Genomic DNA, 11,448 nt, shown 5'->3' on the forward strand with positions numbered 1-11,448 from the left:
AGCCGGCGGCAAGACAGCGGGTTCAGCGGCGCTGGTGTGCTCATCAATGCGGCGCTGCCGGCGCCGGGCCCGGGAGAGGTTCATCTTCAAGGCATCCAGTGAAACTCCGGTTTCCTTGGCCAAGCGGCCGACGTAAAGGTCCTGTTCAACCGGGTTCTGCAGCGTCGCGATTTCCTGGACCGCTTCACTCAAATATGCCACCTGCTCGCGTTCGTTGTTCAAGTTGTACTTCTTCTTAAGGCGCAGCAGGAAAAAGTCCGTTGTCGAGATGGCGCCTGTGATCGCCGCCTGGTAGCTCTCAGCCCCGTACTGCTTGACGTATTCATCCGGGTCAAGCTTGTCGGGCAGGATGACGATTCCCAGGTCAAAGCTGCCGGCCTGCTTGAACAGGCCAACGGCCCGCTCGGCGGCATGGATGCCGGGATCGTCTCCGTCATAGTTGATGACGACCTGCCGGGTGATCCGGCGGATCATGTAGACCTGCTGCTGGGTTAAACTGGTCCCCATGGAGGCAATCCCTGTCTTGATCCCCGACTTGTAAGCCGAGATCACGTCCATGTGCCCTTCAAACAAGACCAGGTGTCCCTCTTTTCTGGCATGCTTTTTGGCTTCCGAGAAATGGAAAAGCAGGTCTGACTTGTTGAAGATGCTCGTTTCCGGACTGTTTATATACTTGGGCTCATCCGGGTTGTCGCTGATCCGGCGGCCGGAGAAAGCCACGGGGTGCCCGGTTTCATCGCTCATCGGAAACATCAAGCGGTCCCGGAAACGGTCAAAGAGGCGGCCGTCCTGGGTCTGAACGAACAGGCCGCTTTCGGCAAGCTGCTCGTCCGTGTAGCCCTGCTCTTTCAGATAAGTCAGCAGCAGGTCCCGCCGGTCTGGAGCGTAGCCGATCTTGAAGTGCTTCAGCAGCTCGTCATCAAGCTCGCGCTGGCGGGCATAGTTCAGTCCCCGCTCCCCGATCTTGGTCGTCAGCAGAATCTGCTGGTAGAAGTCAGCCGCGTCCTGGTGCATCTGCATCAGCGGGTTCAGCTTGACCGGCTGTTCCTGGTACTCCTGGGGCATCGGGATATTGGCAAACTCGGCTACTCTTTCAACGCTTTCAGGAAAAGTAACTTCTTCCTTTTCCATGATGAACTTGTAGACGTTCCCGCCCCGGTGGCAGCCAAAGCAGTAAAAGAACTGCTTCTCCGGATTGACACTGAACGATGGCGTCTTTTCTTGATGAAAAGGGCAAAGACCAACATAGTCTTTGCCTCTCTTCTCAAGTGACACGTACTGGCTGATCACGTCAACGATGTTTACGCTGTCGCGAACTTCATTGATAAAATCCTCCGAAATTCTTCCAGCCAATTCAATCACCCTTTATTATTAATAATTTACTTGATAACCAGCTTGCTCAAGTCGCCCAGGCGCTTGGCCAGGTCGTTGACAGCCGCCAGCTGGCTGAGGCGGTTGTTCTTGACAGCTTCGTCTTTGGCCATGATCATGTTGACGTCGAAGTAGCGGTCAATGATGCCCTGCAGGGCCACGAAGGCTTGGTAAAGCTCAGCATGGTCTTCGACATTCTTCAAAGCCTCAACACCATTATAAAGGTCCTGCTCGCTTCTGTCTTCAAATAAGCTCGGGTCAACTGCCTTGGCGTCGGTGAACTTGGCCTTCTTCAAGATGTTGCTGATTCTAGTCAGACTTTCAACAACCGGCTTGAAGGCTTCGTCGTCGTGGTGTTGCTGCAGCACCTTGGCGGCAGCCAAAATCTGGCTCGGGTCTTGTTCGCTTGAAGCCAGAACGGCATCGATAACGTCGTATTGGTAGTTGTTCTTTTGCAGGAACTGCTTGATCCGGTCACGGATGAAGTCGGCCAGCTGCTTGTCTTCTTCAGCGCTGGCTGGCAACTTGGCCGGAGTCTTGCCGGCCAGAAGTTCCACGATTTCCGGAATTACCTGGTCAAACGGCAGTGACCAGTCTTCGTTAAGCAGGATGCGGACAATCCCGTAAGCATAACGGCGCAGAGCGTACGGGTCGTTTGAGGATGACGGAATCATCCCGGCGCCGAAGAAGGCGATAATGGTGTCCAGCTTGTCAGCAACTGACAAAAGGGCGCCGACCTTGCTCTTCGGCAGCTCGCCTTCGGCCGTGGTTGGCATGTAGTGTTCCTTGATGGCAACAGCCACGTTTTCATTTTCGCCAGCCAGGCGGGCATAGTGCATCCCCATGACCCCTTGCAGTTCGGCAAATTCGCCGACCATCTGGGTTACCAGGTCGAACTTGTACAAGCCGCTTACCCGGTCAAAGTCAGCCACTTCTTCAGCTGACAAGCCGAAGCGCTTGGCCAGGTAGTCGCCGATAATCCGGACCCGGGTCATCTTTTCAGCCATTGAGCCGATCTTGTCGTGGAAGGAAACGCTGTCCATCCGGTCAACAAAGTGGCTCAACGGGTACTTGCGGTCTTCGTCATAGAAGAAGACTGCGTCGTCAAGGCGGGCAACCAAAACCTTTTCGTTACCGGAGATCACGTTTTCCAGGTGGTCCCGGTTCCCGTTTCTCACGGAAATAAAGTGGTTGATCAGCTTGCCTTCCTGGTCATAGACTTCAAAGTAGCGCTGGTTGTCCTTCATGGAAGTAATCAAGACTTCATCCGGAATCTCCAGGTACTTCGGGTCAAATGAGCCAGCAAAAACAGTCGGGTATTCAACCAGGTTGTTGACTTCTTCAAGCAGGTTCTGGTCCAGCTTGATCTGCCAGTCATGGCTGTTTACCAGGTCGTTGATCTGGGAAACGATCATGTCCTTGCGTTCGCCGGCATCAACGATAACGTACTGGTCCCGCAGGGCTTCTACATAGTCATCGGCATTGGCCAAAACGACGCTGTCGCCCAAGAAGCGGTGACCGGCAGTCTTTCTGCCGGCAGTGATGTCCAGGAATTCGATCGGCACGACTTCGCTGCCATACAAGGCAACCAGCCAGTGGATTGGCCGCACGAATTCAAAGTCTTGTGAGTCCCAGCGCATCTTGGTTGGGAAGGTCATGGCCTTGATTACTTCGTCCAGGCCCAAAAGGATTTCCTTAGCTTCCTTGCCGGCCTTTTGCACGTGCACATAAGCGTATTCAACGCCCTTGAGCTCTTGGAAGTAGATGTCGTCAGCGCTCATCCCCTGGCCGCGGGCAAAGCCGACAGCGGCCTTGGTCCAGTTGCCGTCAGCATCTTGGGCGATCTTCTTAGCCGGCCCCTTCTTGACTTCGTCCACGTCAGCCTGCTTTTCGTCCAAGTCCTTGACCAGAACCGTCAGCCGGCGCGGAGTGGAGTAAGTCTTGATTTCTTTGAAGCCCAGGCCGTTTTCCTTTAAGAACTTGCCAGTCCGGTCTGCCAGTTGCTTAACTGATTTGCTGACCACGTGGGCCGGCATTTCTTCAACGCCGATTTCAAATAAAAAGTCTTTAGTCATTGCTTGCCTCCGCCTTTGCTTGTGCACTCTTCAACAATGGGAAGCCACGCTTTTCACGTTCTTCCACGAACTTAACTGCGACTTCGTGAGCCATGTTGCGGATCCGGTGCAGGTAGCCGGCCCGTTCAGTTACTGAAACAGCCCCGCGCGCGTCCAGCAAGTTGAAAGTGTGGGAACACTTCAGAATGTAGTCGTAAGCCGGGTGAACCAGGTTTTGGCCCAAAAGGCGCTTGGCGATTCTTTCATAAGTGTCGAAGAATTCCAGCAGCTGCTTTTGGTCGCTTTCTTCAAAAGCGTACTTGGAGTGCTCGTATTCCGGTTCCTTGAAGATGTCCCGGTAAAGGACCCCGTCGCCCCATTCCAGGTCAAAGACTGAGTTGACGTCTTGAATGTAGGAAGCCAGACGTTCAACCCCGTAAGTAATTTCGCCCATGGTTGGCTTGACGTCCAGTTCGCCGACAGTCTGGAAGTAAGTAAACTGGGAAACTTCCATCCCATCAAGCCAAACTTCCCAGCCAACACCGGCACAGCCCATTGAAGGGTTTTCCCAGTTGTCTTCGACAAAGCGGATGTCGTGTTCCAAAGGTTCAATGCCCAGAACCTTCAGTGAATCCAGGTAGTACTGCTGAATTTCCAGCGGCGCCGGCTTCAAGACAACCTGGAACTGGTGGTGCTGGAAGAGCCGGTTCGGGTTGTCCCCATAGCGGCCGTCGGCAGGACGGCGGGAAGGCTCAACGTAGCAGGCCTTCCACGGTTCCGGCCCAACTGCCCGCAGGAAAGTGTAAGGGCTCATCGTCCCCGCACCCTTGTTTTCATCGTATGACGGCATGATCATGCAGCCCTTTGAAGCCCAGAACTGCTCAAGCTTGAAGATCATGGTCTGAATATCTAATTTTTGTGCCATAGTTACCTCCTATGCAAGGCCATAAAAAAAGCCTATGCAATTTTACTTTTGCATAGGGACGAAAAAAGTATTCGCGGTTCCACCCTAATTCAGGAGGCGTATTTGTCTCCTGCTCTTAATTAGCTTGGCTAGAGGGGCCTTTTCCCGCCGTATCCTTTCACCAACCGATACTCGCTGCCACGGTACTTTTCTATTTCCTCATCATTACCAATATACAGGATATTTTACCACAAATTCCGTTTCTTTTCATGTTTTTTAGGAAAATTACCCGCCCCGCACCTCGTTCAAAAAGCGCAGGCTAGGCAGGTTCAAATCAACGGTTGCCTGGTAGATCTGGGCGACCGCCCGGCGGCTTTCCTTTTTCAAGGGTTCATCCAGCTGGATTTGCCCCAGCCGCTCCAAGGGCAGCAGGCCCAAAGTGCGGATCAGGGCCGCAGCTTTAGGCGAAAGATGCAGGCGGTCGACGTTCCGGAAATGGTCGCTGCAGACAACTCCGCCCAAAGACAGGGAATAGTCAAAAATCCCCTGCTCTTTGCCGCAGATCACGCAGGCCGCCAGCTGCGGGGCCACCCCAAAAGCAGCCAGCAGCTGCAGCTGCACGATTTGGGCAATGATTTCCGGGTCCTGGCCGGCAACGATCCGGTCAAAAGCCCCCATCAAGAGCTGGTAATAGCTGCCCAAGTTCTGGTACTCGCTAAAGGCATGGTCAGCCAAGTCAAAAAGATAAGACAGGTATGCGCTTTTGTCCAGGTCAGTAAAGAGCTCATCATGCTGGCGCAATTTCTTGTAGGTGCGCAGCTGGCTGATGCCCTGCCGGCGCGTCAGCACGCCGAAGGTGCCTTCCGTAAAGGGCAAGACCGCGGCAGCCAGGCGCGATTTGGGCCGCATCCCGCCTTTGATGATGACGGTGACGATTCCCAGTTCTTTGGTCCAAAGCTTGGCCAGCAGGTCTGCCTCCTTGTATTTCTGCCTTTTGAAAAGCAGACCATGCACGTCAAGCAGTTCGGCGGCCATTAAAGTTCCTTCTTGTCATAGCCGATCGACTTGAGGAAGGCCGGATCTTGCCGCCAGTTGCGGCGGACCTTGACCCAGAGCTTCAAGTTGACCTTCTCGCCCAGCAGACCTTCAATTTCCTTGCGGGACCGCATCCCGATCTGCTTGATCATGGCGCCGCGCTGGCCGATGATGATCCGCTTTTGCCCATCTTTTTCAACAAAAATGGTCGCATCGATCTGCAGCTTGCCATTGATCCGCTGGTTCATCTGGTCAACCCAGACAGCCGTTGAGTGCGGCACTTCCTGGTCAGTCAAGCGCAGGATTTGCTCACGGATCATTTCCGCAACTACAAAGTATTCGGGCCGGTCGGTAATTTCGTCTGCCGCGTAAAACTGCGGCCCTTCCGGCAGGTAGCGCTTGAGAGTGGCCAGCAGGTCGTCGAAACCGTTGCCCTGCCGGGCCGAAATCGGCAGGAATTCGGCGAATTTGCCCACTGCCTGGTAGGCATCAATGATCGGCAGCAGGTCGTTGGGGTGAACCTGGTCAATCTTGTTGATGACCAAAAATACGGGAATATCCAGGTCTTTCAGCAGGCTGGCCACGTATTCCTCGCCCTTGCCTGGCTTTTTGGCGTCAACCATGAACATGACCAAGTCGACGTCCTTCAAAGAAGACAGGCTGGCCTTGTCCATGTAGTCGTCCAGGTCCGAGTGGCTCTTAAAGATCCCTGGCGTGTCGACAAAGACGACCTGCATGTCGTCTTCAGTGTAGATCCCGGAGATCTTGTTTCTGGTCGTTTGCGGCTTGGCAGAAGTGATCGCCACCTTTTGCCCGACCAGGCGGTTCATCAAAGTCGACTTGCCGACGTTCGGCCGGCCGACCAATGCTACGAAACCTGACTTGTGTTTACTTGTTTGCCCCATCTTGAATGTCCTTTTCTGTGAAGTGGTATGGTATCAGTTGATCAACCGTAAACCGGTCAAAATCGCCCTGGCTGTCGGTCAAAATGACTTCCGTTTCCGGCGCCATGAACTCGCTCATCACCTGCCGGCAGGCTACGCAAGGGGAGATTGGCCGGTCAGTGTTGCCGATGATCAAGAGGCACTTGATCCTGCCAGGCCGGCCGGCGTTGACCCAGGAAAAAATCGCGGTCCGCTCAGCGCAGTTGGTCAAGCCAAAAGAAGAATTTTCGATGTTGATCCCGGTAAAGATCTGCCCATCATCTGTCGCCAAAGCGGCCGCAACGTGAAAATGCGAATACGGGGTATAGGCGGCTGACAGGTGATCCTTGGCCAGCTGAAAAAGCTTCTGTTCAAGTTCGTTCACGTTTATTTGCCCCTTCCTTCGTCCAACTGGTCCGGATACAGCGGCAGGCCGTAGTCCTCCAGGACCTTTCCTTGAATGCCGAACATTTCCTTGGCTTCATCCGGTTCAATGTGGTCGTAGCCATTCAAGTGGAGATAGCCGTGGACAATTGTGTAGCCAAACTCCCGGTCAAAACCGGTGCCATATTCCTTGCTGTGCCGTTCAATTACGCTGGGGCACATGAAAAGGTCGCCAATGTCTTCAGTGAAGTCTGGATCAGCCGCGAAAAGCGCCAGATCAAGGCCGTCATCGCCGTCTTCAATGGCAAAAGAAATCACGTCAGTCGGCCGGTCTTTATCGCGGTAATCCCGGTTGATCGTCTGCGACTTGTCTTCGTCAACGAAGTTAATGCTCATTTCCTGGGCGTTTTCCTTGCCGATTTCCTGCTTTGCCAGCAGCAAAAGCTGCATGATCCAGTCCTGCCAGTCCCGGCCGCCCTGGGTCAAAAAGCCAACTTCATCAGTATAGGTTACGTCAATTCCCTGCATTTACTTGCCTTCCTCTTCATATGCCTTGATAATCTTTGCCACGACTGGGTGCCGGACAACGTCATTGGCGCTAAATTCAACGAACTTGATCTGGTCGATTCCTTGAAGAATGTTCCGTGCAGTGATCAACCCGCTGTGGGCCTTGCCTGGCAGGTCGATCTGGGTCATGTCCCCGTTGACCACCATCTTTGAGTTAAAGCCCAGTCTGGTCAAAAACATCTTCATCTGGGCATCAGTGGTGTTTTGCGCTTCATCCAAAATGACGAAGGCTTCTTCCAGCGTCCGCCCTCTCATGTATGCCAAAGGAGCAATTTCAATGACGCCGCGCTCCATCAGCCGGTCCGTCGGCCCCTGGCCCAAGATGGCGTACAAGGAGTCGTAGATCGGCCGCAGGTAAGGATCAACCTTTTCCTTTAAGTCCCCCGGCAAAAAGCCCAGGGATTCGCCAGCTTCAACTGCTGGCCGGGTCAAGATGATCTTGGAGACTTCTCCCCGCTTAAAGGCAGCTACCGCGCAGACAACTGCGAGGAAGGTCTTCCCCGTCCCGGCTGGCCCGATGCCAAAGACCACGTCGCTCTTATTGATGGCCTCGACATAATTCTTCTGGGTCACGTTTTTGACCCGGACTGGCCGTCCTTTGGCATCCCGGATCAGGATCTGCTTGTAAAGGTCACCAAAATACTCGGTCGTGCCCCGGTCAGCCATCTTCATGGCACTCACGACATCGGCCGGCGTGAGATTGATACCGTTGCTGGCCACTCCATCAAGAGCCTTCAGAACCCGCAGAACCGTCTCTACCTGGTCTTCCGGGCCGGTTACGCTGATCGTGCCGCCCAGATCGTTTATGCTGACCTCATAGCCTTCTTCGATCAGCTTCAAATTGCCGTCATTGACGCCCACCAGCTTCTGAATATTTTCGCTGCTGTGTGGCAAAAACTTCTTTTCCAAATACGGAACACTCCTTTAAATTCAACCGAAAAGCAATCACATCAACGCGCAACTCTACGCTTTGCTTGTCAGCTTAATACTCTCTAAGCATATGATACACGATTTGCCCAAAAAGAGAACACGGAAAGTCAAGCATGAAAAAAGCTCCCGTTTTCACGAGAGCTTCAGTCGATTAATAATGTCTACGCTTGCGAGCGGCCTCAGATTTCAACTTTCTGCGAACGCTTGGCTTTTCGTAGAATTCACGCTTGCGGTATTCTTGCAAAGTACCACTTCTAGAAACGGAACGCTTGAAACGACGAAGAGCATCATCAATAGACTCGTTTTCGTGAACGATAGTCTTAGCCATGTGTGATCCCTCCTTCCATTTCTTGGCATTGCTGCCATAAACATTTATCTAAATTATAGCAAAAATAGACTAATCGTCAATAGCTTCCGCAGATTTTTTTGAAAAGTTTTCGTGAGGGATTCTTGCAGGCACATAATCCGGTATAATATAAGTGATGAGGTGATCTATATGACTGAAAGTAAAGCAGAAAACAAGCAAAAAATCGAAATCAACATTATCATTATCTCCGACTCCGCCGGGGAAACGGCTTTCAACAACGCGCAGGCTGCTGCCGTTCAATTTCCGGAAGCCGAAGTCAATTACCGCCGCTACCCTTTCATGACCAATGAAAAGAAGCTGACGGCCACTTTAGAAGAAATCGAGCAATACCCAAATCTGGTTATCGTCTACAGCATGATCGATGAGAAGCTGCAGCTGCCGATCATCAAGTTTGCCCGCGAACACAAGGCTAAATACATCGACATTCTTTCGCCGATCATTGAAGCCATCAGCCAGACGACTCACATGAAGCCAAGCGGCGTGGTCGGGGCCAACCACCAGCTGACCAACAAGTACTTCAACCGGATTTCTGCGATGGAATTCGCGGTTATGTACGACGACGGCAAAGACCCGCGGGGCTTCTTAGAAGCAGACGTGGTTTTGCTGGGTGTTTCCCGGACTTCCAAGACGCCGCTTTCCCTGCTCTTGGCCAACAAGGGCCTTAAAGTGGCCAACCTGCCGCTGGTGCCGCAGACTCACATTCCAAAGGAAATCTATCAGATCGATCCAAAGAAGATCATTGGTTTGACCAACGACCCGCAAGTGCTCAACCGCATTCGCCGGCAAAGAATGATCAGCTATGGCATGGACCCTGACACTGCCTACTCCAACATGGATTCTATCAATGCCGAACTGAACAGTGCCATGGCTTTGTACAAGAAACTCGGCTGCTTCGTAATCAATGTTGCTGAACGCTCAATCGAAGAAACTGCTGCCTTGATTATGAACCACTTGGGCTACGAAGAAGATTAGTTTCAATCAAGCATAAAGAAAACGCGCTGCTTACATTGTAAGCGCGCGTTTTTGTTTTATTTAAGGTTGCTTTCATCAACTCTGAAAACTTCACCCGAAACAGGATCGACTAAGATAAAGAATTCCTTCTTGCCAGTCTTGTTCATTGTATCTGTGATACTAAACACATAAAAATATTCTGACCGCTTATCAGGGCTAGTCTTGGTCATCAGCAGTTTCACATTGCGATAACCGTGCTGCTTGGCATATGTAGTGGCGATTCCAGTCGCCAAATCTAAGCCAATATATTTCTGTTGATAGCGGCTGCTTTCTCTTTCATCTGGCATTTATCTCACCACATTATTATGAGTATAGCACAAGTATAATTTGAATTTAAAGTTTTTTCAATAGCTAGACGACTTCTTGTTCTCTAAATCGGCCATAAATTTTTTGTACTTCGGTTACACTCATAAAAGCGAACGGGTCACATTTTTGTACAGTAGTCCTAATATCGTATAAGTCATAGGTATCGATAATCGTTACCAAGACAGTCTTTTCAGTGTGGCCATAAGCCCCTTCCACGTCATGGAAGATGGTAATCCCGCGGTGCATCTTGGCTTGAATGCCCTCAATGATATCCCCTGGATGTTCGGTAACAATCATTACTTGAAGCTTGTTATGCTGAGTGTAAACCGAATCAATAAAGCGGCCATTGACAAAAATGTTCAAAGCCGTGTACAGGGCTCTTGACCAGTCAAACAGAAAACCGGCAATCAAAACAATGATCAAGTTGACCAAGATATTGAACTTACCATAGTTCATGCCGGTCTTTTTCCGTACGACAATGCCCAAAATGTCCAAGCCCCCTGTTGAGATACCACTTTTTAGGGCCATCCCGGTACCGATCCCGTTGACTGCCGCACCAAAAATAGCGCAGAGAATCGGATCCAAACTCACATGAGTTGGCTGAATGAAACGCATCATGATCGTCGACATGGCAACCGCGAAGATGGTGTATCCGGTAAACTCATGCCCGATCTTGAGCCAAGCCAGAACAAACAGCGGGACGTTCAGCGCAAAGTACATGACTTCAGTTGGAATAGTAAACGGCAAATAACGACTGGTTACAGTATTGACGATTTGCGCAAAGCCAGTAATCCCAGATGAATAAATATGGCCGGGATGCCAGAAAAAGTTTAGGGCTACCGCCACCATCACCGAATAAAGAATGGCTGTCCCAATTTTTACCAAAAAACTGTTATTGCGTGAAAAGCGATTTAGATCCAAAACCTTCATTTCATGCTTTCCTCTCTGTCCTTAATAGGTCTGTAACCATTGAAGTTGATCCTCTATTCTGTTTGAAATCAAAGCAATAATTACCCTTTTTATGATACAGCTTTTCATTGCCTATTTGGCGAAAAACACCATTTTTAATACAAAAACGCCCGGTCTCATATAGAGACTGGGCGTTTTCATGCCTATTCGCAATAGAAATCTTTGAAAGACTATTGGTTCAATTCAGACAGGCTGTTGCTCTGGGAGCTGGCCACGCTTGAGTTGAATGCTGATTCAGAGCTAGATACGGAAGTACTGGTTGAAACAGAAGTTGCCGCACTTTGTTCAGTTGAGGTTGGGTCGCTCATGCTTGCAAGTTCTGAAGCCGACACTTGCAACTTTTCAAGTTCAGATTGTGAAACTGATGCGCTGACAGATGCCAGGTATTCAGAGTTGGCACTTTCTGAGTTGTCAACCGACGCGGTTACGGAGCCTTCAGATTCACTAGTAACCGAACCAACACTGGTGCTCGTGGAGTTTTGAGTCGTGGTGTTCGTCACGTTGGTAGTGTTGGTAGTAGCGTTCGTCGTACCCGTGGTAGTCCCAGTTGTACCAGTGGTACCGGCTGCCGTCGTAGTTGTCGTCGTAGTAGTTGCCGTGTTAGCCGTTGGCGTAATTACGGCTGAC

Annotated in this window: 12 protein-coding genes and 1 pseudogene; 1 reads left to right on the forward strand and 12 read right to left on the reverse strand. The window is 51.3% G+C overall.

The genetic code is table 11. The features are described 5' to 3' along the window. The 9 genes from dnaG to rpsU form a co-directional block, all read right to left on the reverse strand. A partial coding sequence (gene dnaG, locus lacNas_RS11420) for a DNA primase (RefSeq protein WP_201346881.1) occupies positions 1-1,353 on the reverse strand: 1,353 nt, incomplete at its 3' end. Between the two features lie 26 nt (positions 1,354-1,379). Beyond that, entirely contained in the window at positions 1,380-3,446 is a 2,067-nt protein-coding gene (gene glyS / locus lacNas_RS11425; RefSeq protein ID WP_201330293.1) for a glycine--tRNA ligase subunit beta, read from the reverse strand. Then, positions 3,439-4,350 (reverse strand): glycine--tRNA ligase subunit alpha, encoded by a 912-nt coding sequence (glyQ, locus tag lacNas_RS11430; RefSeq protein WP_003618715.1) that lies wholly within the window; start codon positions 4,348-4,350, stop codon positions 3,439-3,441. Before glyQ ends, glyS begins: the two co-directional genes overlap by 8 nt. 264 nt (positions 4,351-4,614) lie before the next feature. Continuing rightward, positions 4,615-5,364, reverse strand: coding sequence for a DNA repair protein RecO (recO, locus tag lacNas_RS11435; RefSeq protein ID WP_201330294.1), 750 nt, complete (start codon positions 5,362-5,364; stop codon positions 4,615-4,617). Further along, entirely contained in the window at positions 5,364-6,269 is a 906-nt protein-coding gene (gene era / locus lacNas_RS11440; RefSeq protein ID WP_201330295.1) for a GTPase Era, read from the reverse strand. The genes recO and era overlap by 1 nt, the downstream gene beginning before the upstream one ends. Continuing rightward, on the reverse strand, positions 6,253-6,672 hold the full coding sequence (gene cdd / locus lacNas_RS11445; RefSeq protein WP_201330296.1) for a cytidine deaminase: 420 nt from the start codon (positions 6,670-6,672) through the stop codon (positions 6,253-6,255). Before cdd ends, era begins: the two co-directional genes overlap by 17 nt. Positions 6,673-6,674: 2 nt before the next feature. After that, complete coding sequence (ybeY, locus tag lacNas_RS11450) at positions 6,675-7,199, reverse strand: rRNA maturation RNase YbeY (RefSeq protein WP_201330297.1); 525 nt, start codon at positions 7,197-7,199, stop codon at positions 6,675-6,677. Next, complete coding sequence (locus lacNas_RS11455; protein WP_201330298.1) at positions 7,200-8,147, reverse strand: PhoH family protein; 948 nt, start codon at positions 8,145-8,147, stop codon at positions 7,200-7,202. 172 nt (positions 8,148-8,319) lie between these two features. Further along, complete coding sequence (rpsU, locus tag lacNas_RS11460; RefSeq protein ID WP_002880182.1) at positions 8,320-8,496, reverse strand: 30S ribosomal protein S21; 177 nt, start codon at positions 8,494-8,496, stop codon at positions 8,320-8,322. 168 nt (positions 8,497-8,664) lie between these two features. Between rpsU and lacNas_RS11465 the strand changes: the two genes are divergently transcribed. Continuing rightward, positions 8,665-9,507, forward strand: a complete 843-nt coding sequence (locus lacNas_RS11465; protein WP_201330299.1) for a pyruvate, water dikinase regulatory protein — start codon at positions 8,665-8,667, stop codon at positions 9,505-9,507. A 56-nt stretch (positions 9,508-9,563) separates the two neighbouring features. Here the strand turns inward: lacNas_RS11465 and lacNas_RS11470 are convergent, their stop codons facing one another. The 3 genes and pseudogenes from lacNas_RS11470 to lacNas_RS11480 form a co-directional block, all read right to left on the reverse strand. Next, a complete protein-coding gene (locus lacNas_RS11470) occupies positions 9,564-9,833 on the reverse strand; it encodes a hypothetical protein (protein WP_201330300.1) in 270 nt (89 codons plus the stop codon). A gap of 64 nt (positions 9,834-9,897) precedes the next feature. Further along, a complete protein-coding gene (locus lacNas_RS11475; RefSeq protein WP_201330301.1) occupies positions 9,898-10,782 on the reverse strand; it encodes a YitT family protein in 885 nt (294 codons plus the stop codon). A gap of 209 nt (positions 10,783-10,991) precedes the next feature. Beyond that, positions 10,992-11,448, reverse strand: a pseudogene (locus lacNas_RS11480) (hypothetical protein); the annotation flags it as partial.

It is taken from the genome of Lactobacillus nasalidis, assembly GCF_016587775.1.
Classification (GTDB): Bacteria; Bacillota; Bacilli; order Lactobacillales; family Lactobacillaceae; genus Lactobacillus; species Lactobacillus nasalidis.

What these genes read in the sequence shown, in the direction of transcription:
- glyS (WP_201330293.1), bottom strand. Translation starts at nt 3,446, where the DNA reads ATGACTAAAGACTTTTTATTTGAAATCGGCGTTGAAGAAATGCCGGCC.
- glyQ (WP_003618715.1), bottom strand. Translation starts at nt 4,350, where the DNA reads ATGGCACAAAAATTAGATATTCAGACCATGATCTTCAAGCTTGAGCAG.
- recO (WP_201330294.1), bottom strand. Translation starts at nt 5,364, where the DNA reads ATGGCCGCCGAACTGCTTGACGTGCATGGTCTGCTTTTCAAAAGGCAG.
- era (WP_201330295.1), bottom strand. Translation starts at nt 6,269, where the DNA reads ATGGGGCAAACAAGTAAACACAAGTCAGGTTTCGTAGCATTGGTCGGC.
- ybeY (WP_201330297.1), bottom strand. Translation starts at nt 7,199, where the DNA reads ATGCAGGGAATTGACGTAACCTATACTGATGAAGTTGGCTTTTTGACC.
- rpsU (WP_002880182.1), bottom strand. Translation starts at nt 8,496, where the DNA reads ATGGCTAAGACTATCGTTCACGAAAACGAGTCTATTGATGATGCTCTT.
- lacNas_RS11465 (WP_201330299.1), top strand. Translation starts at nt 8,665, where the DNA reads ATGACTGAAAGTAAAGCAGAAAACAAGCAAAAAATCGAAATCAACATT.
- lacNas_RS11470 (WP_201330300.1), bottom strand. Translation starts at nt 9,833, where the DNA reads ATGCCAGATGAAAGAGAAAGCAGCCGCTATCAACAGAAATATATTGGC.
- lacNas_RS11475 (WP_201330301.1), bottom strand. Translation starts at nt 10,782, where the DNA reads ATGAAGGTTTTGGATCTAAATCGCTTTTCACGCAATAACAGTTTTTTG.